We start from the raw sequence: 24,667 nt of genomic DNA, 5'->3' as shown, positions 1-24,667 counted from the left end.
GACGGGGGTGGTGTCCCGGCCGGTGCCCTGGGCTGGGCTTTTTGTCGGTGCGATATGACACCTTGGGCTGGTGACGACCGCCATGCTCGACCTGATCCTGCCGCCCCGCTGCGCCGGATGCGACGCGCCGGGCTCCCTCGTCTGTCCCCGCTGCGCGGCGGAGCTGCACGGAACGCCCGCGCGCCGGATGCCCGACCCCGCCCCGCCGGGCCTGCCGGAGTGCTGGTCGGCGGCCGAATACACCCCCGCCGTACGGCGGGCGGTCATCGCCTACAAGGAGCGCGGCCGCACGGCCCTCGCCCCTCCCCTGGCCGGGGCCCTCGCCCTGGCCGTCGCCACAGCGGCCGGCGAGCGGCCGGTGCTGCTCGTGCCGGTGCCCAGCGCCCGAGCGGCCCACCGGCGCCGCGGGCACGATCCGGTGGCCAGGCTCGCGGAGCTGGCGGCCGGTTGCCTCCGCCAGGCCGGCTGGCCCGCGACCGTGGCGAGGGTGCTCGCCCAGCGGCGGCGTGTCGCCGACCAGGCGGGGCTGAGTTCGCCCCAGCGGGCCGCGAATCTGTCCGCGGCCTTCTCTGTCACGGTCGGCCGCAACGCGCCTGTGCCGCGCTCCTGGGGTGGCACAGAGGCAATTGTGCTGGTCGACGACATCGTCACCACCGGAGCGACGCTCGCGGAGGCGGCGAGGGCGATGCGCGAGATCGGCGTGACGCCGTCCTTCGCCGCCACGGTCGCCGCGACACGCCGGAGAGTCCGAACCGGCGAACGTGACGGAGGGTAAAGAGCGGCTCGACGTTCCATCTCACTCCAGCGCCACACCTCACTGTCTCGATCGTTCCCTCTGGGCTGCTCAGCGGTGGCGAGCGGCCCTCGCCTCCGGCACCGCCCACCCGTGGGGACAGGGTCTCTGATAATCGGCCGCCGGGCTGTGAACCACACAAAGTGATCCTTGACCCGATCGCCAAGCTGACATTCGGCCGGGATGCGGATAGCGTCTGAGCCATGGCACCCGCTCGGGTCCGTGGTTGCGCCGGACCGACCTCCGACAGGAGGCCGGCACGGCTAGCCGATGCCAGCCGCAGGCCAAACGGTCCACGTAAGACGACTTTTCGTCGATCGATCACGGTGCGGCTTAGAGGTAAGTCCTGCCTTCCCGGGGAGCCAGATGTTCCTCGCCAGAAGAGAAGGGCATGTAGTGGCAAAGAGCTGCGAAACCCTCAGCAGGCGGATGTGGGGACGAAGACCAGGTCGGCCGAGCGGGTGCCGCAGTACCACCGTCGAGATTCGAAGGGGGGCCGTGCATGGAGATCATCGTCAAGGGTCGGCACACCGGAGTGAGTGACCGATTCCGTGACCACGTGAACACCAAGCTGGCCAGGATCGAGCGTTTGGACCACAAGCTCATTCGCGTTGACGTGGAGGTGTCCAAGGAACGTAATCCCCGTATCGTCGATCAGCGAGAGCGCGTCGAGCTCACCATTCATTCACGTGGTCCAGCGGTCCGGGCGGAGGCCTCGGCCGACGACCGTTTCGCCGCCCTTGACATCGCACTCGGCAAGCTCGAAGGACGGCTGCGGCGCCTCGCCGACCGGAGAAAGGTCCACCACGGCAACCACTGCCCCCCCTCGGTCGCCGAGCTGACGGCCACCGCGCTCGCGGAGACGTTCGAGAGCGCCCCGGACCGGTCGCTCACCGAGCAGGCCGAGGCCGACCTTTCCGAGGACAAGACCATCATCCCGATCCAGATGGACGGAGACGGGCCGTTGATGGTCAGGGAGAAGTTCCACAAGGCCGATCCCATCACGATCGACCAGGCGCTTCTCGAGATGGAATTGGTGGGGCACGACTTCTACCTGTTCCGTGACAAGGAGAGCGGGCAGCCGAGCGTCGTATACCTGCGTCAGGGGTACAACTACGGCGTGCTGCGGCTCGTCGAGCCCTGACGGACGCGCTCAAAGATCCTCTCCGACCAACCGAGGACCATGAAACCCGTGTAATCATGGCGGTCCACCGGCTCTGGCCCCCCGAGGAGGAGGCGTGACGGAACCCGACGACGCAACCAGCTCGACCGGACGCGGCGAACCGATCCGCGTGCTGATCGTTGACGATCACGCGCTGATCCGCCGCAGTCTGGAGATGGCGCTGGCCGCGGAGACGGACATCGAGGTTGTCGGCGAGGCGAGCGACGGGCAAGAGGCGGTCGAGCTCGCCGACCGCCTCACTCCGGATGTCATGCTCATGGACGTCCGGATGCCACGGAGAAGCGGTATCGAGGCCACTCGTGAGATCAAGGCCTCGGTGCCGAGCACGCGGATCATCATGTTGACCGTGAGTGACGAGGAAGAAGATCTTTTCGAGGCGATCAAGGCGGGTGCCACCGGCTACCTGCTGAAGAACGTCCAGCTCGACGAGGTGCCGGAGGCCGTACGCGGTGTCCACGAAGGACAGTCGCTGATCAATCCGGCGATGGCCGCCAAGCTCATCAGCGAGTTCGCCAGCATGAGCCGCAAGGAGGCCGAGCGGCCTCCACAGCTCCCCGTCCCGCGCCTGACCGATCGGGAGATGGAGGTGCTCCGCCTGGTCGCGAAGGGGATGAACAACCGCGAGATCGCCAAGCAGCTGTTCATCTCCGAGAACACAGTGAAGAACCACGTCAGGAACATCCTGGACAAGCTCCAGCTCCACTCCCGGATGGAGGCGGTGGTCTACGCGGTCCGCGAGCGGATGCTTGAGATCACCTGACCCACCCCCGGTGCGGTGACCGCGGGACGGTCACCGCACCCGTGCCGCCGTCACGGGCGCGACGGCCGGGGCCCTGCGGCGCCCGGGCGGCCCGACGGCTCAGCGTCGGCCCGGTCGCCCGTGCTCAGCGCACCCGGCTCAGGGCGTCCTGAAGGGGGCCGGCCAGCAGGGGATCCACCCGCTCGACCCGGACGGCATCGCAACCGACCCAGCTCGCCGCCTCCCAGAGCGCCCCGGCCAGCGAGGTCGCGCCCCTGCCGGGGGCGACGCCGGGTTCAAGGCTCACCTGGCGGGCCACCAGGGTGGAACCCTCGCGGGCGGGGTCGACACGTCCGATCAACCGGCCTCCGGCCAGGACCGGCATCGTGAAGTAGCCGTGGACGCGCTTCTCCTTGGGAACGTACGCCTCAAGGCGGTGGTTGAAACCGAACACGCGGGCGGTGCGCGCGCGATCCCAGACGAGGGAGTCGAACGGGGAGAGTGGGGTCGTACGGTGCCGGCCCCTTGGCTCGGTCTCCAGCGCGGTGGGATCGGCCCAGGCGTCGGCGGCGCGCTCGGGCCATTCGGGGACGCGGACGGGGACCAGCCCGGCGGACCCGTCGCGCAGGCACCTGTCGAGCAGCAGCGCCTCGGGCGCCTTCAGACGCAGGAAGTCGACGAGGTCGGCGCGGGTGGCCACCCCGAGCGCGCGCCCGGCGATGCCGGCGAGCCGGGTGACGCACTCGGCGTCGGACGGCTCCTCGGCCAGCAGGTGCCCGGGGACCGTGCGCTCGGCCAGGTCGTAGACGCGGCGCCAGCCCACCCTGCGCGTGCAGACGACCTCGCCGGTGTCGAGCAGCCACTCAATGGCGATCTTGGAGTCGGACCAGTCCCACCACGGGCCGCCCTTCTTGGCTCCGCCGATGTCGGCGGTGGTGATCGGGCCGCTCTCGCGGACCCGTTGCAGCACCTTGTCGACACTGTCGGGCACCTCGTGCCAGCGGAACTTCCTGGCCCGGAAATACCTCCGCCTGAAGGCGTACAGCGGCCAGTCGCCGATCGGCAGGACGCAGGCGGCATGACACCAGTACTCGAAGGCCCTGGCGGGCTCGTCCCAGTAGGCCCGCTCGACCTCCCGCCTGCCGACGGCGCCGAGGCGGGCGTACGCGACCAGTTCGTGGGAGCGGGCCAGCACGGAGATCGTGTCGAGCTGGACGGCACCCAGGCGGCGCAGGGCCGCGGGGGCGCCGCCGCGCCGGGACTCCGCGCCGAGGAACCCCTGAGCGCGGAGGATGATACGACGGGCCTCGTCCGAAGAGAGGGAGAGCTTCATTGACCGCCCCGGGAGAAGACAACACGGTGTGCGGCTGAGGCTAGCGTCTGACACCGACGAAAATGCTATGCCGGTGTCAGAACATCGCCGGACGGGGTGGATTCGGGTCGGGTGAGGGCGAATCCCACCCGGCGTCAGCCGAGGACGCCCCGGGCGCTCTGGTCGCGCGTCGTGCGGGGCCCGTCCACGACGACGTCCTGGAAGACCCGGAAGACCGGCACCAGGATGGCCCCGATGACGCAGACCGCCGTGCCCGCCCACAGGAGAAACCAGTCGGGACCCATGCAGAGGCCGGTTCCGGCGACGGCGAAACCCAACATGATCACGGTCACCGTCAGCCAGGACGACGCCCTGCCCCAGTGGTTCTCCCTCGCCGTCACGGCCTCTCCCTCCGGGGGGGCGGTGTCGTGTCCACGCAATCACCTGATGCGGACATGACAAAAGACGACATACCCTTTGAAGTTGGCCGTACTCTCTCAAAGAAGCGGGCAAGGAACTCCACAGGCCGCAAGAGCGTCTTTCAGGGTGGCTGTGTCTGGTGGCGGAACCGCCTACGATGGCAGCGGAGAACCATGTCTCGTCCTCAGCCGGGCCGGTCCGGCCGCGGAAGACCTGCGAGGAGCTTTACCTAAAGTGCCAGCCTTTCTCGATAAGATTCTTCGCGCCGGCGAAGGCAAGCTTCTGCGTAAGCTCAAGCGGATCGCCGACCAGGTCAACTCCATTGAAGACGACTTCACGAGCCTGACCGATGCCGAGCTTCGCGCGCTGACCGCCGACTACAAGCAGCGCTACATCGACGGTGAGTCTCTCGACGACCTGCTTCCCGAGGCCTTCGCCACCGTTCGCGAGGCGTCCCGGCGGGTGCTGGGCAAGCGCCACTTCGACGTGCAGATCATGGGCGGGGCCAACCTGCACATGGGCAACATCTCGGAGATGCGCACCGGTGAGGGCAAGACCCTCACCTGTACGCTGCCCACCTACCTCAACGCCATCTCGGGCAAGGGCGTCCACGTCATCACGGTCAACGACTACCTGGCCAAGCGCGACGGCGACGAGATGGGCCGCATCCACCGCTTCCTCGGCCTCGAGGTCGGCGTGATCCTGGCCAACATGCCCTCCGACGAGCGCCGCAAGCAGTACAACGCGGACATCACCTACGGCACGAACAACGAGTTCGGCTTCGACTACCTGCGCGACAACATGGCGTGGTCGCTGGAGGAGTGCGTCCAGCGCGGTCACCACTTCGCCGTCGTCGACGAGGTCGACTCGATCCTCATCGACGAGGCCAGGACGCCGCTGATCATCTCAGGGCCCGGCGAGCAGTCCGGCAAGTGGTACTCCGAGTTCGCCAAGATCGTTCCCCGGCTCCGCAGGGGCACCGAGGGCAAGGACGGCGAGGAGAACACCGGCGACTACGCCGTCGACGAGAAGAAGCGCACGGTCGGCATCTTCGAGTCCGGCGTGGAGAAGGTCGAGGACTGGCTCGGCATCGAGAACCTCTACAAGCCCGAGCACACCCACCTGGTCGGCTTCCTCAACAACGCGCTGAAGGCCAAGGAGCTCTACAAGAAGGACAAGGACTACATCGTCGTCGACGGTGAGGTCCTGATCGTCGACGAGTTCACCGGTCGCGTCCTGCACGGCCGCCGCTACAACGAGGGCATGCACCAGGCCATCGAGGCGAAGGAAAGCGTCAAGATCAAGGACGAGAACCAGACTCTCGCCACGATCACGCTGCAGAACTACTTCCGCCTCTACGAGACGCTCTCGGGCATGACCGGCACCGCGGCGACCGAGGCCAACGAGTTCCACCAGACCTACAAGCTCGGCGTCGTCCCGATCCCGACGAACCGGCCGATGATCCGCAAGGATCAGGCCGACGTGGTCTACAAGACCGAGGACGCCAAGTTCCTGGCCAGCGTCGAGGACATCAAGGAGCGCTACGAGAAGGGCCAGCCGGTCCTGGTCGGCACCACGAGCGTCGCCAAGTCCGAGCGCCTGGCCAAGGAGCTCAAGCGCAAGGGCATCAAGCACGAGGTCCTCAACGCGAAGAACCACGCCCGTGAGGCCGCGATCATCGCCGAGGCGGGCCGCAAGCACGCCGTCACCGTGGCCACCAACATGGCCGGTCGAGGCACCGACATCATGCTCGGTGGCAACCCCGACTTCCGTGCCGACCTGGAGCTGCGCAGCCGCGGCCTCGACCCGGTCGAGACCCCGGAGGAGTACGAGAAGGCCTGGGGTGAGGCGCTGGAGAAGGCCAAGGAGGCCGTGAAGGCCGAGCACGACGAGGTCACCGAACTCGGCGGCCTCTACGTCCTGGGCACCGAGCGGCACGAGTCGCGGCGCATCGACAACCAGCTCCGCGGCCGTTCCGGCCGTCAGGGAGACCCGGGCGAGTCGCGCTTCTACCTCTCGCTTGAGGACGACCTCATGCGCCTGTTCAACTCGGCCAGGGTCGAGATGATCATGACGCGCCTCAACATCCCGGACGACGTACCGATCGAGTCGGGCATCGTCTCGAAGGCCATCGCCTCCGCGCAGCACCAGGTCGAGCAGCAGAACTTCGAGATTCGCAAGAACGTTCTGAAGTACGACGAGGTCATGAACCGGCAGCGCAAGGTGATCTACGCCGAGCGCCACCGGGTGCTGGAGGGCGCGGACCTGCACGAGCAGATCCGCGGCTTCGTCAACGACGTGATCGACGAGTACATCGCGGGTGCCACCGCCGAGGGCTTCGCCGAGGAGTGGGACCTCGACAAGCTGTGGAAGGCGCTCGGCCAGCTCTACCCGATCAGCATCACCGCCGACGAGCTCATCGAGGAGGCCGGGGGCCGTGAGGAGCTCACCGCCCAGTTCCTCAACGAGCGGGTGAAGGCCGACGCGATGGCCGCCTACGACCGTCGCGAGGAGGAGATCAACGCGCAGGCCATGAACCCGGAGGGCATGCGGGTGCTGGAGCGCCGCGTCATCCTGTCGGTTCTGGACCGCAAGTGGCGCGAGCACCTGTACGAGATGGACTACCTCCAGGAGGGCATCGGCCTGCGCGCGATGGCCCAGCGCGACCCGCTGATCGAATACCAGCGCGAGGGCTTCGAGATGTTCACCCAGATGCTTGAGGGCATCAAGGAGGAGTCGGTCGGCTACCTGTTCAACCTTGAGGTCGAGGTGCAGAGCAACCCGATCGTCGAGGAGGCCGAGCCCTCCGAGGACGCGGCGATCGCGGAGACCCGCTCGATCATCGCCCGTGGCCTGCGCGGCCCGCAGCGCCCCGCCGAGCTGGAGTACACGGCTCCGGGGGAGAGCGGTGAGGTGGAGCACACCCGGGTCAGCACCAAGGCCGAGCGTGACGCGTACGGCAACGTCGAGCGCAACGCGCCGTGCCCCTGCGGTTCCGGCAAGAAGTACAAGCGCTGCCACGGCGACCCCAAGAACGTCGAGGTCTGATCGCCGACCGGAGGGCCCGCACCATGGTGCGGGCCCTCCGGCGTGTCAGGGAGTCGTCTCGAACTCGGTGCAGAGCCACCGCACGCCCCTGCGCTCCAGCCTGAGCGCCAGGACGCGCGAGCGGTCACCGCAGTCGACCACGGCGCACATCTCCACCACCCCGTCCTCTGGCTGGGAGATGTGGGCCCTGCCCGCCCGGGGCGGGCGTGCGCTGTTGATGATCTTCCCGCTCCTGGTCAGCTCGGCCTGGGCCCTGCCGGTCAGGTGACAGGAGACGCTCGCCGGCGGCCGCCTGCCGGCCAGGATCTCGGCGACGGCCTGCGCGAGGGCGCGCAGCCGCCGCTCGTCGGGGATCGCCCCCGGCGGGCCCCAGATCAGCGGCTTCCCGGTCGGAGGTGCCGGAGCCTCGGGTTCGAGGGCGAGGGCGAGGGTTCCCTGCACGTACGGAGGCATGGCCGGGATGTCCGTCGCGGGGCGGTCCTCGTCGTAGGGCGGCTCGGCGGCGGGGGACGGCGCGATCCGGGGGAGCGGCGCCGGACGTCGTGGGGGCGACATGGGTGACTCCGATTGGGCTCGGCTTGCGGGTGGGGAAACTGACACTTGAAGGAGTTTCCGGCCCAGTGCCCAGATACGCGGTCCGCCAACTTTCTGAAAATCCCGGTTGGTTCGTCCCTTCGGGCGGAGAAGGTGACCTTGAGCTGGAGTGGTCCATCCCCGAGAGGGACGGGTTCCGGCCCGAGTCGTGATCTTCGCTGGACGGCCGAAACCGCTTCAGGAGCCGGGCGGCCCGGTGTCAGGGCCGCCAGGCGCCGTACCGGGGGGCGCGGCCGGCTCGCCGGAGTCGATGTCGGGTTCGGGCTCGCGGCCGGGGGTCATGATGTTCATCTTCCTGATCAGGAAGCTGAACACGGAGTAGTAGATCACCGCGTAGACCAGCCCCATCACGATGACGATCGGTATCCCCCGGGCGTTGGGCGCGGTCCCGTACAGGCCCAGGTCGATCAGCCCTGAGGAGAAGCTGAAGGCGAGCTTGGCGCCCAGGGCGGAGGCGAGGGCCAAGGAGATGCCGGTCAGCACGATGTGGATCACGAACAGCACCGGAGCCACGAAGATGAAGGCGAACTCGATCGGCTCGGTGATCCCGGTGAGGAAGGCGGTGAGCGCCGCGGAGATCATGATCGAGCCGACCGCGGTGCGCCGGTGCGGCGGTGCGGCCCGCCAGATGGCGATCGCGGCGGCCGGCAGGCCGAACATGAGGACCGGGTAGAAGCCGGCCTCGAAGCCGCCGTAGCCGACGGCGCCGCTGTTGAAGCAGATCAGGTCCCCGGCGAGTTTCTTGCCGTCGACCACGCACTCGGGGACCTGGGTCCAGATCACGTTGTTGACGATGTGGTGCATGCCGAGGGGGAGCAGGGCGCGGTTGACCATGCCGTAGACCCCGGCGCCGAGTTCGCTGTTGGAGGCGAGCCAGGTCCCGGAGGCACGGACCCAGCCGCCGAGCACCGGCCAGACGAAGCCAAGGAACACCCCGATCACGAGCCCGGCGAAGGCGGTGAGGATCGGCACCAGGCGGCGCCCGCCGAAGAAGGCCAGCCAGGTCGGCAGCCTGGTGCGGTGGTAGCGCTGCCAGAGCAGTGCCGAGACCAGGCCCATGATGATGCCGCCGAGCACCCTGGTCGGGTTCTGCGCGCCGAGGTCGAGTACCACGCTGGGAACGCCGGGGGTGGCCCGCTCGAACACCTCGGTGGTGATGGACTCCCTCAGGTCGGCGTCGAACAGGATGAAGAACATGTTCATGCTGACGGCGTGGAAGACCAGATAGCCGACAAGCGCCGCCAGGGCGGTGGAGCCGTCGGCCTTGCGGGCGAACCCGATGGCGACACCGATCGCGAACAGGATGGGCAGGTTGTCGAAGATCGCGCCGCCCGCCGTGCCGACGACGCGGGCCACGTCGTCGAGCAGGACGCTGTCGGTCCGGCCGAGGAGGTCGTCCCGGCCGAGCCTGAACAGCAGGCCCGCGGCGGGCAGGACCGCGATCGGCAGCATCAGAGAACGTCCCAGGCGCTGGAGCACGCTCATCGCGGCGGACCCGGGCCGGTGGGCGGCGGACAGGCCCGCGTCCGCCGAGGGGGGACTCATCGGGCTTTCCTCCAGGGGGTGGGAGGGAGGAGTGCGGCGAAGGGTGGGGTCAGGCGCGGCGGGTCGGTAGCTCCAGGATCGTACGGAGTTGGTAGCGGTCGGCGCGATAGGTGGAGACCCCGAGTTCGGCGCAGACGCCACCCGCGTAGGAGCGCCGCTGCAGCAGCAGCACGGCCCCGCCGCGTGGCAGTTTCAGCAGGTCGGCGTCGCCGGGGTCGGCGATGCCACCGTCGATGGTGAGCTCGCCGGCGTCGAGCACCAGGCCGTAGCGGGTCTCCAGCAGGGCGTAGAGGGAGCGGCCTGTCAGGTCGTGGGTGTCGAGGTCGGGTGCGATGGAGACGGGGATGTGCGCCCGCTCGATGCACATGGGCTCGCCCGCCGCGGTCCGCAGCCGTTCGATGAAGTGGACCTCGTCGCCCGGCTGGATGCCGAGCTCCCTGGCCAGGTGCGCGCTGGCCCTGACCACCCGGCGGTCCAGGTCGCGGGAGCCGGGTTCCATGCCCCTGGTGCGCATCTCCTCGCTGAAGGAGGTCAGCCGCAGGGCCATCTCGATCTTGGGGCGGGCCACGAAGGTGCCCTTGCCGGCGACCCGCTGGAGCCTGCCCTCGGAGACCAGGTGGTCGACGGCCTGCCGGACGGTCATGCGGGACAGGCCGAAGCGCTGGCAGAGTTCGCGCTCGGACGGGATCGCGGTGCCGATCGCCAGCTCGTTGTTCTCGATGAGATCGAGCAGGATCTCCCGCAGCTGGAAGTACTTGGGCACCGGGCTGTCCGGATCGATCTGGGCCACAGGATCCTCCCCCCCTCGATCTGAGGTGTCTGATGAGTTATGGTTCGTACTGGTCTAGTCCGGACTAGACCACAGGCCGGAAAAGGGTGTCAACGTACGGACCGGAGACGGATCGATAACGGCCCGATCTCGTCCGTCCGAGCCGAAGGATGAGCGCGAGATGACGACCAAGATGCGCAGCGAGATAGCCGAGCAGCCCGCCGCGTTGCGAGCCACGCTCGACGCCCTCCTCCCCAGGGTCGGGGAGGTGGAGCGGCTCGCGGGGCAGACCCGCCAGCTGCTGTTCATCGCCCGTGGCACCTCCGACAACGCCGCAGTCTACGGCCGTTATCTGGCCGAGGCGCACACGAGCAGGCTCTCCACGCTCGCCGCCCCCTCGATCGCCACCACCTACCGGCGCAGGCTGGACCTCGACGGCGTGCTGGCCGTCGCCCTCTCCCAGTCGGGCAGGACCGAGGAGATCGTCGAGACCCTCGCCTGGGCGAAGGACTGTGGGGCCCGGACCGTGGCCATCACCAACGGCGGAGAGCAGAGCCCCTTGGCCCAGGCCGCGGACCTCGCCCTGTGCACGGTGGCGGGCGAGGAGAAGGCCGTCCCCGCCACCAAGACCTACACCACCCAGCTCGCCGCCCTCGCCGTGCTCGCCCTCGGTCTCGGCGCGGACGTCGACCCCGGCGACCTGCGGCGCGTCCCGGACGCGGTCGAGAAGCTGGTCGGCGACCCGGGTGATCTGGAGGCGATCGTCGAGGGGCTGGCGGACAAGCCCGGCGTCGTGGTCTCCGGCCGGGGGCTGGCCTTCTCCACCGCGCTGGAGCTGGCGCTCAAGCTCAAGGAGGCGTGCTACCTGCACGCCATGGGCCTGTCGTACGCGGACCTGCTGCACGGTCCGATCGCCGTGGTCGACTCCGACACCCCGGCGATCCTGGTCGCGGCGGGCGAGGGCCCGACCCTGGCCGGCACCGTGGCGCTCGCCGAGCGGGTGACCGGCGCGGGAGCCTCGGCCTACACGGTCGGCGGCGGTACCGCGCTCTCCTCGGTCTCCACCGCCGCGCTGAACGGCCCCGACCTGCCCGAGTGGGTCGCGCCGCTGGGCCTGATCGTCCCCGGTCAGCTGCTCACCGAGGCGCTCGCGCGCAGGCTGGGGATCGACCCGGACGCCCCACGTGGTCTCAACAAGGTGACCCAGACCGACTGATCGCGATACCTCCTCTAGCCTGCCCATAGCCCTGGGGACAGGGTGATCACAACTGGAGGGCGACATGGCGGCCGACGCCGACGCGATCATCGCTGGACTCGGTGGTGCGGACAACATCATCGAGATCGAACCGTGCATCACCCGGCTCCGCACCGAGGTGCGTGACGCCTCCAAGGTCGACCAGGTGGCCCTGCGAGCGGCCGGCGCGCACGGCGTGATGGTGGCCGGCGGCGTCGTGCAGGTGGTGGTGGGCCCCGAGGCCGACACGATCGCCGGCGACATCGAGGACATCATCGGCTGAGGGAGGTGTCCTCGCGGACGGGGGCATGCCGAGGGGAGTGCGGTGACCACGGTTCTGGCACCGGTCGCGGGGGTGGCCGTGAGACTCGACTCGGTACCCGACCCGGTCTTCTCCGAGGGCCTGGTCGGGCCCGGCATGGCGATCGAGCCGGACAGGGCGCCCGGCCGGGTGTTCTCCCCCATCGCGGGCACCATCGTCAAGCTGCACCCGCACGCGTTCGTGGTCGTCGGCGACGACGGCAGGGGAGTCCTCGTCCACCTGGGCATCGACACGGTTCAGCTCAGGGGTGAGGGTTTCGAGCTGCTGGTCGCGGAGGGCGATCGGGTGAGCGCCGGGCAGCCGGTGGTGGCGTGGGACCCGGCCGGGATCGAAGCGGGTGGGCGCCGCCCGATCTGCCCGGTCGTGGCGCTGGACGCCACCGCGAGCGCCGTCATCGGCCTCGCCGAGGGGGTCGTGGACGCCGGTGACCGGCTTTTCGAGTGGAGCGATCCGGCCTGACGGCCCGCGGGACCGGGAGATGGCGAAGAATGTGAAATGGTGTTGAGCCATCGGATGGCCAAAGGCCGGCAAACACACCGTGCGGTCTAGACCGCACTGTCGACTCTGAGGAGGAACACGTGGCCGAGCGCCATGTCACCGTCACGTCGGAGGTCGGCCTGCACGCCCGGCCCGCCGCGACCTTCGTGCGGGCGGCGACCAAGGCGTCCCTGGACGTCACCATCGCCAAGGGGGCCGGCTCGCCGGTGAACGCCAAGAGCATCCTGTCGGTCCTCGCACTCGACGTCAGGAGGGGGGACGTAGTGGTGATCAGGGCCGAGGGCGAGGGCGCCGAGGAGCTTCTCGACCAGTTGGCGGGCATCGCGTCGGCACCGTGAGCCGAGGTGCCTCTGGTTCGCCGGTCGGTTCGGAGCGCGGGCACCGGGACATCCGCCCGGATAGCGTAAGAGGCATGGCTCGGTGGATGCGTGTGACGGGGATCGCAGTGATCGCGACGATGGCGGTCGGGTGTGTCGGCACCGGAGGGGCCGTTCCACCGGCGTCCGGTGCGGTCGGGGGCGGCGAGCCCTCCGCGAGCGTGAGCCCGGCGGAGTCCGCGGGCCCGGCGACCGCGCCCGCCGAGACGGCGAAGCCGGCCGGTGTGGAGGCAGTGCTCGCCTCGATGAGCCTGGAGGAGAAGGTCGGCCAGCTCTTCATGCCGGTGCTTTACGGTCAGGCGGCCGACACGGTGTCGGGGGAGAACCAGGCGCGGTTCGGCGTGGACACCCCGGCGAAGATGGTCGCCCGCTACCGCCCCGGCGGGGTGATCCTGTTCCCCTGGGCGGGCAACGTCAAGAACGTCAGGCAGGTCGTGGCGCTGACCAACGGGCTGCAGAAGGCGTCGCCGGAGATCCCGCTGCTGATCGGCGCGGACCAGGAGAACGGCCAGGTCTCCCGGCTCGCCCCGCTGGTCACCAACCTGCCGGGCGCCTCGGTCATCGGCTCGACCGGCGACCCCTCGCTGGCCCGCCGGGCCGCGGAGGTGACCGGCCGCGAGCTGCGCGTCCTGGGTATCAACCTCGACTTCGCCCCTGTCGCCGACGTCAACATCAACCCGCGCAACCCGGTGATCGGCCCGCGCGCCTACGGTTCCGATCCGGAGAAGGTCGCGCCGATGGTCGCCGCCGCGGTCCGCGGCTTCCACGACGCGGGGATCGCGGCCACGGCCAAGCACTTTCCCGGCCATGGTGACACCAACGTCGACAGCCACACCGGTCTGCCGGTGATCAAGCACTCGCTGTCCCAGTGGAAAAGGCTGGACGCCCCGCCTTTCGCCGCCGCGATCGGCAAGGACGTCGACGCGATCATGACTGCGCACGTCGTCATGCCGAAGCTCGACCCCTCCGGCGACCCGGCCACCCTCTCCAGGCCGATCCTGACCGGGCTGCTCAGGGAGAAGCTCGGCTTCGACGGGGTCGTCTCGACGGACGCGCTGGACATGGCGGGGGTGCGCAAGAGGTATGGCGACGGGGAGGTGGCGGTACGGGCGATCCAGGCCGGGGTGGACCTGCTGCTCATGCCGCCGGACTACCGCGAGGCCCATGGGGCGCTGCTGGCCGCGGTGAAGTCCGGGAAGATCTCGGAGGCGCGGCTCGACCAGTCCGTCCGGCGCCTGCTGAAGCTGAAGGCCGCCCGTGGCCTGCTGGAGAGGGCGCCGGTCGCCGACCCGGCCAGGGCCGAGCGGGTACTGCGTTCGGCCGGGCACCTCAAGGTCGCCCGGCTCATCAACTCGAGGGCCCGCTGAGCGAGCTTTAAGATCGCGACCGCGGCCTGGGCCCCGGTCGCCGTGGTCATGGTCGTGTACCCGGCCATGGTTCTCTCATGGTCACGGTTCTCTCGCGGTCACGGCCGGGTCCGTGCTGCGGAACCGGGTCAGGCGGCCTGGAGGCTGCCGGTTCTGGCCAGCGAGACGACGAGGGACTGCATGACGCGCATGAGGAGGGCCTCGATCAGCATGACCGCCGCCTTGGCGAGCACCGTGGAGAGGAATCCAGACATAACAACCTCACAGGGAGAAGGATCGCTTAATGCGATAATCCACACCAAACAGGACTAAGTCACCAGCTAGGAGATTACCGTTCGGTGAACGTTCGGTGACACCTGTCGAGTGGATGCCTGGAAGGCGACCCCGGCGGCCGTGGTGGCGGCGGCACTGCCCAGGGCGATGAACCACCCCACCGGCCCGAGGAAGCGGCAGCCGAAGAAGTGGCAGAGCCCGGGAACCGAGACGGTCATGCCCAGAACGCCGAGGGACAGGAGCGAGGCCAGCACCACGGTGCGATCCCGGGTGCCCAGGGCCAGGGTCTGCAGCAACTGCGTCGACACCAGCGCGACCAGTCCCATCGTGTCCGCCCGCCCACGCGTGCCGGTCATCCGGCCGATCGCCCAGGCCGCGCCCGCCGCACTCGCCGTGGTGGCGGCCCGCAGGTAGATGTCCCGGGTCAGGGAGGCTCCCAGCGAGGCCTCCGGGCCCTCCTCCAGTAGCTTCTCCGGACTGGTCGCGGTCGGCGGCCGGGAGGCCACCGCCATCGCGGGCAGCATGTCGGTGAGCAGGTTGACCAGCAGCAGCTGCCGGGCGTTCAGCACGTTCCGGCCGCTGATCAGGCTGGATCCGACCGCGAAGACGATCTCGCCGATGTTGCCGCCCAGCAGGATGCTCAGGGCGTCGCGGACCGACCCCCACATGGCCCTGCCCTCGATGATCGCATCGACGATCGTCTCGATGCGGTCGTCGGTCACCACGATGTCGGCCGCGGCCCTGGCCGCCGGGGTCGCGCGGGAGCCGAGGGCGATCCCCACGTCCGCGAGCCGGATCGCGGGGGCGTCGTTGGCGCCGTCCCCGGTGACCGCCACGACCTTGCCGGCCCGGCGCAGACAGCCGACGATCCTGGCCTTGTGGGCCGGGGTGGTCCTGGCGAAGACGGTCACGTCCGGCAGAGCCTCCAGCAGGGTCTCGTCGTCCATCTCGTCCAGCTCGGGCCCCGTCATGATCTGCCCGCCGTTCAGCACGTTCAGCTCGACGCCGATCGCCTCCGCCGTGCTCGGATGGTCACCCGTGATCATGATGATGCGTACGCCCGCCCGTGTCAGCCGGCCGACGCTTTCGGCCGCCGTGGGCCTCACCGGGTCGGCCAGGCCGAGGAAGCCCAGGAAGCACAGGCCCTGGATGCGGGACTCGTCGAGGTCGCGACGGTCGGAGGCGGCGCGCTCCGCGACCGCGAGTACCCGGTAGCCCTGCCGGGCGAGCTGGTCGAGTTCCTTCTCCAGCTCCGCCTCAAGGGAATCCGTGAGGGGGACCACCTGACCGTCGCGGAGTACGGACGTGCAGCGGGTGACCACGACCTCCGGAGCGCCCTTGACGCTCAGCAGCGGCCCCGAGTCGCTCGCGCCGAGTACCGCGTGATAGCCGCGCCCGGGTTCGAAGGGAAGCTCGTCGACCCTCTCCCAGCTCCCCGTGCCCTCCCTGGGCACCACGCCCAGCTGCTCGGCCCCGTTCACCACGGCGCGATCGGTGGGGTGCGCGATGGGACGCCCCTCATCGTGCCGCGGGCACGCGCGCAGCCCCGCGGCCACGATGTGCCTCATCTCGGGCGTCAACGCCTCGACGAGACGTTCGTCCTGCCCGTCCGAGACGCACCGCAGGCTGATGTGCCCCTCGGTGAGCGTCCCGGTCTTGTCGAAGCAGAGCACGTTCACCCGGCCGAGGGCCTCGATCGTGGAGGGGTTGGGCACCAGGGTGTTGCGGGTCGACAGCCGCCGGGCGGCGGCGAGTTCCGCGACCGAGGCGACGAAAGGCAGCCCCTCGGGCACGGCGGCGACGGCGAGGCTCACCGCGGGCGCGAGCGCCTCGATCATCGACCTGCCGCGCAGCAGGTCGGCGGCGAGCAGGACGAAGCCGGAGCCGACCGCGACCGGAAGGATCCGGCGGCTCAGCTTCCGCAGTCGCAACTGCACACCCGAGACGGGTGGCCGCTCCTTGGCGAGCCTGGCGGTCCTGGCAGCCTCGGTCGTCTCGCCCGCCGCGACCACCACGGCCAGCCCGCTACCGGCCGCCACGGTCGTACCCTCGTAGACCATCGAGCTCCGGTCGGCGACGGCGGGTGCGTTGACGGGCGCCGGCGACTTGGTGACGAGCTGGGACTCGCCGGTCAGTGCGGCCTCGTCGATCTCCAGGCCCGTTGCCCTGAGCACCCGGCAGTCGGCCGGCACGGTGTCGCCCGCGCGCAATTCGAGCACATCGCCCGGTACGAGGTCTTCGACCGTCACGCTCACGCCCTCGTTGGGGCGGCGCAGCCGAACCCGGATCGCGACCGACTCGGTCAGGCGATGCAACGCCCGTTCGGCGGTGAACCGCTGGCCCCCTCCGATGAACGCGTTGGCGAACACCACCGTGGCTATCATCACCGAGTCGGAGATCGAGCCGACCAGGGCCGACAGGCCCGCCCCGGTGGCCAGGACCGGGGTCAGCGGGTTGGCCAGCTCCTCGGCGGACGCGCGGAGCAGCGAGGCGGGACGCTCGGACTCCGCGGATCCCGCCGAGGTCCTGCGCCGGATGGCCTCGGCCTCGGTGATCCCGCTGGGCGAGGAACCCAGCAGGGACAGGACGTCCTTGGTCGACATCGCGTGCCAGGGGGTCTGGTCCACCCGGATCGGCGGCGTCTCCTGCCCGGCGTGCCAGCCCGCCCACACACCCGTGACGATGGCGGCCATCGCGGTGCAGTCACTTGAGAGCTGCGCCCTGCCCAGTGACCGCGACGGCGGCCCGAGGGCGGTCAGCGCGCCTCCGGCGGTCGCTCCCGTGGCGTCGAGCCATGCGCACCGCTCGCTCGTCTTCCTCGCCGGTGCCAGGCAGCTCAGCAGCAGGTGGATCTCCTCGAGTGCGCCGATCACGTCCGCGTCCCAGGGCACCCGGCCCGAGCGGGACAGCACGCCGATACCCAGGTCGGCGTGGGCCAGCGCGGTCATGCGGCGTCCCGACACCACGGCGACCCCGTGACCGTCCGCCTGGAGCTCGCGGACCGACCGGGTCAGCCGGGAGGCGTCCAGTATGAACTCGTCGACGCCGAGCCGCAGACCGAGCCCCAGATCACCTCCCGCCAGCAGCACGGTGCCCGCGGCCTTGGCCGCGGTGACGATCGCGTCGGCCAGCGGGTCCACCTGCGGCGCCATGCCGACCAGGGCCACGGGAACGCCCTGCCTCGCCACGCGGACGGCCCGGAGCCCCCGAGCCTCCCATTCCTCGGCGTCCGCCGCGATGAGCCCGGCCGGGCCCGGCACCGGCTCGGCCGTCCACTCCTCGTGTTCCCGCCGCGCGCCGGGGTCGGTGAGGTCGAGCAGGGCGTAGAGCCGCGCGTGCAGTCCGTCGGTGTCGGCGTCGCCGAGGGGTACGATGCGGTCGATCTCCCAGGAACCCGTGTCGAGCACTTCGGCGTCGAGGATGACCGTGTCGATGCCGTCCATGTGGCGCAGGGCGCGGCTGTTGAGAACGACCGCGCCGCGCCGCGCCAGGGCGCGCCCGATCGCGGAGGCGAAGGATTCGCGGCCCAGCTTCGCGGCGTTGGGGGTCGCCGCGGTGAGCATGGCGATGGTCCGTTCCCGGTTTTTGCCGAGGAGGTACGTCAGCCCGGTGGCGCCCACCGCCACCTGGCTCGCGACGTGCTCGAACCGTCGCACGGGGCTGGTGGACATGGGGGACGGGCGCGGTTTCCTGGCCGCGCGGATGTGGCGGTAGGAGCCTCCCCACGAACCCAGTTCGTGCTCGTGCCTCTCCCAGGCCCGTCGCGTGTCGCGCGTCTCAAGGTAGCGGCCGACGGCGGTGGCCGACTGGACGAGCATTCCCAGCGGACGCAGCGCCAGCGTGTAGGTGACGATGTCCGCCGTCTCGAGCAGGGCGGAGGCGGTCGGAACGCCGAGGTGGCGGTCCAGCTCGGTGCGAACCTTCGGGGTGGACTCGGCCAGGCTCAGCAGGGCGGGAATGATCGGGGTGAGCGGCAGCACGTGCATCACCCGCCCGGCGAGCGCCATGCTCGTTCCGACCAGGCTCCCGCCGAGCCGGATGCCCATGCGCGTGTGGCTCCGCACCGGGTTGGCGATGCGGTGCTCCGCGTATTCGGAAGCGAGGGACACCGGGCCCGGCAGCGACTCGTCGTCAAACTCGGCGTCCTCGTCCACGTCCGGCTCGCCGTCGCCGTCGCCGTCGCCGTCGTCAGCGTTGTCGAACGAATCGACGACCGCCACCAGCTTCTCCAGGTCGACCGAGTCTGGGTCACACCCCACGAACACGATCCCGAGGGCGCCGTTGACCTCCGCCCGCTCGACCCCCTCCACCTTCAGCAGCGAGTTCTCCAGCCGTCGCGCCGTCCGCCCGCTGCCGGGACCGCCGATCACGTACAAGTCGATACGGAGCCCACCAGGACAGATTCGCCTCCCTCGGGAATGCCTCAGGGCGTTGCGGATCACTTCGGGCATGGCACCCCAGAGAGTTTCCGCGGGGAGCGAGAGCAGACGGGGCAGGAACATCCGGATCTCCAGTAGACGAGATGACGAGGCCGATCAGGCCGTGGTTACACGTGGCCCGATCGGCCCCATCACTGTGATCACTTGGAGGTGCTCCTGCGGGTCGAGGTCTTCGGGCGGGCGGCGGACCTGGTGGCCCTGGAGGCGGAGCTCGCGGCACGGGAAACGGACGCCGAGGTCCGCGATGCGGATCTGGTGGCGCGCGACGCGGTCTTGGCGGTCCGTGAGGTGGTGCCTGCGGCTCGTGCGGTGGGTTTCGTGGTCCTCGTCGTCCGCGCGGTGGTGCCGGCGGCTCGTGAGGTGGGCCTGGCGGCGCGTGACGTGGTCTTGGCGGTCCGCGCGGTGGTGCCGGCGGCTCGTGAGGTGGCTCTGGTGGCGCGTGACGTGGTCTTGGCGGTCCGCGCGGTGGGTTTCGTGGTCCTCGTCGTCCGCGCGGTGGTGCCGGCGGCTCGTGCCGTGGGTCTGGTGGCCCGTGCCGCGGGTTTGGCGGCGCGCGCCGTGGGTTTGGCGGCCCGTGTGGTGGTGGTCCGAGCAGCGGGTTTGGCGGCGCGCGTGGTGGTGCCGGCGGCTCGTGCCGCGGGTTTGGCGGCCCGTGCCGTGGGTTTTGCGGCCCGTGCGGTGGTGCTTGTGGGCCGGGTGGTGGTGCCGGCGGCCCGTGCCGCGGGCCTGGTGGCCCGTGCCGTGGGTTTGGCGGCCCGTGCCGTGGGTTTGGCGGCGCGTGCCGTGGGTTTGGCGGCCCGTGTGGTGGTGGTCCGAGCAGCGGGTTTGGTGGTGCCGGCGGCTCGTGCGGTGGGCGTCGGAGCCCGGGGCGCGGAGACCGGGGCTCGGCCTCTCCCGCGGGCACGCTGAGCGATCATCGTCCCGACCCCGATGGCGGCCGCCACCGGCCACTCGATCAACCCCGCCACAGCCAGGGCGCCGAGCCCTCCGTAGTAGACGATGCGCTCAGGGGGCGGAAGGAAGGACCTGGCGGTGTCGACGGCTTGGCCCGCTTCCTGCCGGCTGACGTGTGGCATGTGAACATGCGGCGGCCGGAACTGCACGGTCATCATTGGAAGGTTCAACTTCAGTGAGGGGTTGTCCTGCTTCCGGCCTGACGGTGTGTGCGTGGTGGACGCGGCGGGTGTGGTCGGCTTCCGCGCCGTATGGGCGCGTGACCGGCTCGCCTGAGCTACTGCCATGATCCCTCCTCATGGGAACCGAGGGAAGGTGCAAATGGAGCCCGCAGGAGGCCGATCACGCCTTCTACGTGCAGCTATATGGCCTGAGTGCCATGTTCGTAATCTTCCTCGAATTGGAGCCGTGAAACTCGTACCGACCTTTGAATCGGATATTGGGGGAGGAATCTCCAATCCATCGGGCCGTATGCACCCCGTTCCGGAGCGTCCTAGGAGAGGTACGGCTTGAGCTCGCGACGGGCCACGGTGCGAATGTGAACCTCGTCCGGGCCGTCGAATATGCGCATCGCGCGGGCCTGGGCGTACATCGTGGCGAGCGGGACGTCGTCGGCGAGACCCATGCCGCCGTGGACCTGGATGGCGCGGTCGATGACCTCGCACGCCATCCTCGGAGCGACGACCTTGATCGCGGAGATCTCCGAGGCGGCCGCCTTCACGCCGACCGTGTCGATCATCCAGGCGGCCTTCAGGGTGAGCAGCCTGGCCTGCTCGATGGCCAGCCGTGATTCGGCGATCTGCTGCTGCACCACGCCCTGCTGGGCCAGCGTCTGGCCGAAGGCCACCCGGTTGGCGGCGCGGGTGCACATCAGCTCCAGGGCGCGCTCGGCCATGCCGATGGCACGCATGCAGTGGTGGATGCGACCGGGGCCGAGACGGGCCTGGGCGATGCGGAAGCCGTCGCCCTCTTCCGCGATCAGGTTCGAGGCGGGTACCCGGACGTCCGTGAAGACGATCTCGGAGTGGCCGTGCTGCTCCTGGTAGCCGAAGAGCGGTAGGTGACGGACGACCTCCACACCCGGCGTGTCCATCGGGACCAGGATCATCGACTGCTGGCGGTGCGGGGGGCCGTCCGGATCGGTCTTGCCCATCACGATCAGGATCTCGCAGCGCGGGTCGGCGACCCCGGTGATGAACCACTTGCGGCCGTTGATCACGTACTCGGAGCCGTCGAGCCGGATGGAGGTGGCGATGTTGGTCGCGTCGCTTGAGGCCACGGCGGGCTCGGTCATCGCGAACGCCGAGCGGATCTCCCCGGAGAGCAGGGGCTTGAGCCACCGGTCCCGCTGCTCGGGCGAGCCGAACATGTGCAGGACCTCCATGTTCCCGGTGTCGGGGGCCGCGCAGTTCAGTGCCTCGGGCGCGAGGTCGATGGAACGGCCGGTGACCTCGGCCAGGGTGGCGTAGTCGAGCACCGACATGTTCGACTCATCGGGCAGGAACAGGTTCCAGAGGCCGCGTGAGCGCGCCTCGGACTTGAGCTCCTCCACCACCGGCGGCAGTTCGTGGTTGTCGTAGCCCCTGGCCTGGCGCCACGCATGGTAGACCGGCTCCGCCGGGTATACGTGAGTTGCCATGAAATCGGTCAGATTGGCGAGGTATTCCTGAGCCTTGTCGCTGAGCGCGAAGTCCATGGCGGCAAGTTTGGCACCACCCCTTCTCCGATCGTTCACCGGCCACACTTAACCTGGAACCCGTTCCACTAAGGAGGACAGATGCTCAAGGGCGTGCTGATCGACTGGGGTGGCGTGCTCACCGTCGGCCTTTCCGAGGCGGTCGCGGAGTGGATCGTCGCCGAGAGACTCGACGCGGACCACTACCGGCAGGTGATGCGCGAACTCATCGTTCACGCGTACGAGGGCCTGGAGAACAGCGAGAACGTGATCCATGCTCTGGAGCGGGGGGAGATCTCCGGGCTGGACTTCGAACGCCACCTGGCCGCCCGGCTGGTCACCACGGACGGCGTGCCGCCGGTCGCCGAGGGGCTGCTGGACAGGATGTTCTCCCGTTTCCACCGGGTCGAGCCGATGTACGAGATGCTCCGGGTGGCCCGTGCCGCCGGGCTGCGCACCTGCCTGCTCTCCAACTCCTGGGCGAACGAGTATCCCCGCGAGGGCTGGGACGACGTCTTCGACGAGGTCGTCATCTCGGGAGAGATCGGTATGCGCAAACCCGAGCAGAGGATCTTCGAGCACGCGCTCGGCAGGATCGGCCTGGTCGGTGAGCAGTGCGTGTTCGTCGACGACATCGAGGCCAACATCGAGGCCGCCCGGCGGCTCGGCATCGTCGGCGTGCACCATCGCGACCCCGAGGTGACCATCGCCGAGTTGGAGACCCTGTTGCGGGTCTCGCTGCGCTGACGCCCGTCCGGTCCGGAGCGGATCGGGTCACTCCGCGCGGGCGGTACCACCGCGGGTCGCCGGTACTGGCACACTCGATGCGTGAATCGGCGCCGAACCGGCGCCGATGTCTTAAGAGATAGATCGAGGCATGGATGCGCGTCTACCTGCCGTGTACGCTCCCGGCGCTGGCCCGCGTGGCCACCGTGGGGGAGCTCGGCCCGGCCCCGCTGACCGGCTACGCGGTGACACCCGCGTTGATCGAGTGGTACGTCTCGGGTGACACCGAGGAACTGGAGTACGTCGCACTGACCGAGGCGGCCAGGGATTCCCTGCGGATGCTGGCCGCCGACCGCGCAGACGGGGTGGAGGTCGCCGCGCGGCGGGTGGTCGTCGCCGTCGACGTACCGGAGGGCGACGTGAGCGTGAGCGCCGATCTGGACGAGCGCGCCCGGGTACGACTCGCCGCGGCGGTGCCGCTGGCGCGGATCGCCGCCGTCCACGTGGACGACCTGTCGGCGGTGAAGGACGTCGAGGCCGCCGTCGCGGCGCTGCCCGCGGCCGACCGGGGCGACGACGACGCCAGGTTCACCGTGGACGGCGTCGAGGCCAACGAACTCCTCTGGTACGCCACCCAGGAGATTCCCGACCTGGTCGGCTGATCCCCTCTCGCGTCCGGAGTCCGGAGAGCGGGCCGACCACCCTGTCGTGGCGCCGCTCCAGCGAGGGTTTTCGCTATCCTGGGAGGCAATATGAGACACATCGTTTGGGATTGGAATGGCACGCTCTTCCACGACATCGACGCCGTCGTGGGTGCGACGAACGCGGTGTTCGAGCCGTACGGGCTGGGCTCCTACGATGCGGACCGCTTCCGTGCCGTCTACACGCGCCCGATCTGGGCCGCCTACGAGCGCATGCTCGGCCGTGCCCTCCACGAGGGCGAGTGGGAGATGCTCGATCTTGGCTTCCACGACAACTACCACCGGCTGATGCTGGAGTGCGGGCTGGCCGACGACGCGCTCTCCACCCTGGAAAGCTGGGGGAACACGGGAGGCAGGCAGTCGCTGCTGTCCATGTGGGCGCATGACCGGCTGGTTCCCAAGATCGCGGAGTTCGGCATCGACCACCACTTCACCCGGATCGACGGTCTGCGCAGCGCCTCCGGCGGACACAAGGCCGAGTCGATGGTGGCCCACCTGGCCGCGCTCGGCATCGACCCGGCCGACGTCCTCGTGATCGGCGACAGCCTGGACGACGCGCACGCCGCCCAGCACGTCGGCGCGCGCGCGGTCCTCTACACCGGCGGCATGACCAGCCGCGCCGACCTGATGTCCTGCGGCGTCCCGGTCGTCGACACCCTCGCGAACGCCCTCGACCACGCCTAGGCTCTGCCCCTCGGGCCTGCGGAGGCCGTCGTATCCGAAAAATGGTCGCGGGCCGGACAGGTGAACGGTGGGGTTTCCCGGTCGGCATGGTGGAGGGGGCACCACCACAGGGCAATCCCACCAAAAACTAATGTTTTCGGCATCGGAGGCGGTCGCCATGCGCCTCCGGCCGTACCCTGGGCATCCGCACCCATTCCGGGAGGCTCCGATCAACCGCCTCGTTCTCTGGAACATCGACCTCACCCTGGTCGACGTGTCCATCGTCACCCGCGAGGCATACGCGGAGGCCTTCCGCGCTGTCACCGGCAGGCCCCTGGTCAAGCTGACCCAGCCCAACGGGCGCCCGGACTCTGAGATCGTCTTCGAGATGCTCGCCATCAACGGGATCGTCGCCGGGGACGACCACCTCCCCAGGTTCCTCGACGCGCTGGCCGAATCCTTCGGAGCCAGGCGCAGGCGCCTGGCCAAGGAGGGCCGGATGATGCCCGGGGCCCGCGACGCGCTGAAGGCGGTGGCAAAGCTCGACGGCGCGGTCCAGTCGGTGCTCACCGGCACGATCAAGAGCAACGCCGTGCACAAGCTGACCGCGTTCGGCCTCGACAAGTACGTCGACTTCGAGATCGGCGGCTATGGCGAGGAGGTCTATCCCAAGGCCACCCTCCTGCAGGTCGCGCAGGGCCGGGCCAAGCAGAAGTACGGGGCGACCTTCGACGGGAGCAACACCGTGCTGATCGGCGACTCGGCCAGGGACGTCCAAGCCGCCAGGATCGCCGGGGCCGCGATGATCGGCGTCGCCTCCGGGCGCTCCCTGGCGGCCGAGCTGCACGAGGCCGGGGCGGACGCGGTCCTGCCCGACCTCGCCAACCCCTCCGAGGTGGTGGCCGCCGTCGCCGGCCTCACCTCCCCGGCCCGCCGCGCCGGTCACTCCCCCGCCGGCCGCTGATTCCTGTCCGGTAGGCGGGCCGGGCGAACTCGACAGCGCTGTCTTCCCCTACCCCCTTGCCGGCCACCTCG

The 24,667-nt window shown here is 69.8% G+C and carries 22 protein-coding genes; 14 read left to right on the top strand and 8 right to left on the bottom strand.

What is annotated here, in order from left to right:
* Window positions 1-70: 70 nt before the first annotated feature.
* The 3 genes from ABT130_RS00220 to ABT130_RS00210 all read left to right on the top strand — a co-directional run bounded on the left by ABT130_RS00220 (window position 71) and on the right by ABT130_RS00210 (window position 2,736).
* Complete coding sequence (locus ABT130_RS00220; protein ID WP_350951585.1) at window positions 71-775, top strand: ComF family protein; 705 nt, start codon at window positions 71-73, stop codon at window positions 773-775.
* 520 nt (window positions 776-1,295) lie between these two features.
* Window positions 1,296-1,937: a ribosome hibernation-promoting factor, HPF/YfiA family gene (hpf, locus tag ABT130_RS00215; protein WP_350920847.1), complete on the top strand. Its 642-nt coding sequence runs from the start codon at window positions 1,296-1,298 to the stop codon at window positions 1,935-1,937.
* 94 nt (window positions 1,938-2,031) lie between these two features.
* Complete coding sequence (locus ABT130_RS00210) at window positions 2,032-2,736, top strand: response regulator (RefSeq protein ID WP_030907303.1); 705 nt, start codon at window positions 2,032-2,034, stop codon at window positions 2,734-2,736.
* A 124-nt stretch (window positions 2,737-2,860) separates the two neighbouring features.
* Here ABT130_RS00210 and ABT130_RS00205 read toward each other — a convergent pair whose 3' ends face one another.
* Both ABT130_RS00205 and ABT130_RS00200 read right to left on the bottom strand, forming a co-directional pair.
* Complete coding sequence (locus ABT130_RS00205; protein ID WP_350951583.1) at window positions 2,861-4,048, bottom strand: winged helix-turn-helix domain-containing protein; 1,188 nt, start codon at window positions 4,046-4,048, stop codon at window positions 2,861-2,863.
* A 134-nt stretch (window positions 4,049-4,182) separates the two neighbouring features.
* Window positions 4,183-4,428, bottom strand: a complete 246-nt coding sequence (locus ABT130_RS00200; protein ID WP_350920854.1) for an HGxxPAAW family protein — start codon at window positions 4,426-4,428, stop codon at window positions 4,183-4,185.
* Window positions 4,429-4,681: 253 nt separating this feature from the next.
* Between ABT130_RS00200 and secA the strand changes: the two genes are divergently transcribed.
* A complete protein-coding gene (gene secA, locus ABT130_RS00195) occupies window positions 4,682-7,495 on the top strand; it encodes a preprotein translocase subunit SecA (RefSeq protein WP_350920856.1) in 2,814 nt (937 codons plus the stop codon).
* Window positions 7,496-7,540: 45 nt separating this feature from the next.
* On the opposite strand, the gene ABT130_RS00190 is transcribed toward secA, so the two are convergent.
* From ABT130_RS00190 to ABT130_RS00180, 3 genes are all read right to left on the bottom strand, one after another.
* Window positions 7,541-8,050, bottom strand: coding sequence for an Rv3235 family protein (locus tag ABT130_RS00190; protein WP_350920858.1), 510 nt, complete (start codon window positions 8,048-8,050; stop codon window positions 7,541-7,543).
* 216 nt (window positions 8,051-8,266) lie between these two features.
* Window positions 8,267-9,634, bottom strand: coding sequence for a PTS transporter subunit EIIC (locus tag ABT130_RS00185; RefSeq protein ID WP_350951581.1), 1,368 nt, complete (start codon window positions 9,632-9,634; stop codon window positions 8,267-8,269).
* A gap of 49 nt (window positions 9,635-9,683) precedes the next feature.
* Window positions 9,684-10,424 carry a GntR family transcriptional regulator gene (locus ABT130_RS00180; RefSeq protein ID WP_350920864.1) on the bottom strand — a complete coding sequence of 247 codons (741 nt, stop codon included), beginning with the start codon at window positions 10,422-10,424 and terminating at the stop codon, window positions 9,684-9,686.
* Between the two features lie 160 nt (window positions 10,425-10,584).
* On the opposite strand from ABT130_RS00180, the gene ABT130_RS00175 reads away from it, so the two are divergent.
* From ABT130_RS00175 to ABT130_RS00155, 5 genes are all read left to right on the top strand, one after another.
* On the top strand, window positions 10,585-11,619 hold the full coding sequence (locus tag ABT130_RS00175; protein ID WP_350920867.1) for an SIS domain-containing protein: 1,035 nt from the start codon (window positions 10,585-10,587) through the stop codon (window positions 11,617-11,619).
* A 64-nt stretch (window positions 11,620-11,683) separates the two neighbouring features.
* Complete coding sequence (locus ABT130_RS00170; RefSeq protein ID WP_350920870.1) at window positions 11,684-11,920, top strand: PTS sugar transporter subunit IIB; 237 nt, start codon at window positions 11,684-11,686, stop codon at window positions 11,918-11,920.
* Window positions 11,921-11,962: 42 nt separating this feature from the next.
* On the top strand, window positions 11,963-12,418 hold the full coding sequence (locus ABT130_RS00165) for a PTS sugar transporter subunit IIA (protein WP_350920873.1): 456 nt from the start codon (window positions 11,963-11,965) through the stop codon (window positions 12,416-12,418).
* A gap of 119 nt (window positions 12,419-12,537) precedes the next feature.
* Window positions 12,538-12,795 (top strand): HPr family phosphocarrier protein, encoded by a 258-nt coding sequence (locus ABT130_RS00160; protein ID WP_350951579.1) that lies wholly within the window; start codon window positions 12,538-12,540, stop codon window positions 12,793-12,795.
* 74 nt (window positions 12,796-12,869) lie between these two features.
* The gene (locus tag ABT130_RS00155) at window positions 12,870-14,201 is read left to right on the top strand and encodes a glycoside hydrolase family 3 protein (RefSeq protein ID WP_350951577.1); all 1,332 of its coding nucleotides are present in this window, start codon (window positions 12,870-12,872) and stop codon (window positions 14,199-14,201) included.
* A gap of 128 nt (window positions 14,202-14,329) precedes the next feature.
* On the opposite strand, the gene ABT130_RS00150 is transcribed toward ABT130_RS00155, so the two are convergent.
* Window positions 14,330-14,455 (bottom strand): hypothetical protein, encoded by a 126-nt coding sequence (locus tag ABT130_RS00150; RefSeq protein WP_350951575.1) that lies wholly within the window; start codon window positions 14,453-14,455, stop codon window positions 14,330-14,332.
* 66 nt (window positions 14,456-14,521) lie between these two features.
* Complete coding sequence (locus ABT130_RS00145) at window positions 14,522-18,844, bottom strand: HAD-IC family P-type ATPase (protein WP_350951573.1); 4,323 nt, start codon at window positions 18,842-18,844, stop codon at window positions 14,522-14,524.
* A 213-nt stretch (window positions 18,845-19,057) separates the two neighbouring features.
* On the opposite strand from ABT130_RS00145, the gene ABT130_RS00140 reads away from it, so the two are divergent.
* Window positions 19,058-19,822, top strand: a complete 765-nt coding sequence (locus ABT130_RS00140; RefSeq protein ID WP_350951571.1) for a hypothetical protein — start codon at window positions 19,058-19,060, stop codon at window positions 19,820-19,822.
* A 538-nt stretch (window positions 19,823-20,360) separates the two neighbouring features.
* Here ABT130_RS00140 and ABT130_RS00135 read toward each other — a convergent pair.
* On the bottom strand, window positions 20,361-21,563 hold the full coding sequence (locus tag ABT130_RS00135; protein ID WP_350920890.1) for an acyl-CoA dehydrogenase family protein: 1,203 nt from the start codon (window positions 21,561-21,563) through the stop codon (window positions 20,361-20,363).
* A gap of 81 nt (window positions 21,564-21,644) precedes the next feature.
* Here ABT130_RS00135 and ABT130_RS00130 point away from each other — a divergent pair, with 81 nt between their 5' ends.
* The 4 genes from ABT130_RS00130 (at window position 21,645) to ABT130_RS00115 (ending at window position 24,596) form a co-directional block, all read left to right on the top strand.
* Window positions 21,645-22,289 carry an HAD family hydrolase gene (locus ABT130_RS00130; RefSeq protein ID WP_350951569.1) on the top strand — a complete coding sequence of 215 codons (645 nt, stop codon included), beginning with the start codon at window positions 21,645-21,647 and terminating at the stop codon, window positions 22,287-22,289.
* A 134-nt stretch (window positions 22,290-22,423) separates the two neighbouring features.
* A complete protein-coding gene (locus ABT130_RS00125; RefSeq protein WP_350951567.1) occupies window positions 22,424-22,930 on the top strand; it encodes a DUF6912 family protein in 507 nt (168 codons plus the stop codon).
* A 90-nt stretch (window positions 22,931-23,020) separates the two neighbouring features.
* Complete coding sequence (locus tag ABT130_RS00120; protein WP_350920899.1) at window positions 23,021-23,653, top strand: HAD family hydrolase; 633 nt, start codon at window positions 23,021-23,023, stop codon at window positions 23,651-23,653.
* Window positions 23,654-23,810: 157 nt separating this feature from the next.
* Window positions 23,811-24,596: an HAD family hydrolase gene (locus ABT130_RS00115; RefSeq protein ID WP_350951565.1), complete on the top strand. Its 786-nt coding sequence runs from the start codon at window positions 23,811-23,813 to the stop codon at window positions 24,594-24,596.
* The last annotated feature ends 71 nt before the right edge of the window (window positions 24,597-24,667 follow it).

The organism is Streptosporangium sp. NPDC001681, assembly GCF_040298085.1.
Classification (GTDB): Bacteria; Actinomycetota; Actinomycetes; order Streptosporangiales; family Streptosporangiaceae; genus Streptosporangium.
The sequence above is the reverse complement of the archived record's forward strand: the minus strand, read 5'-3'. Positions and strand labels throughout refer to the sequence as shown.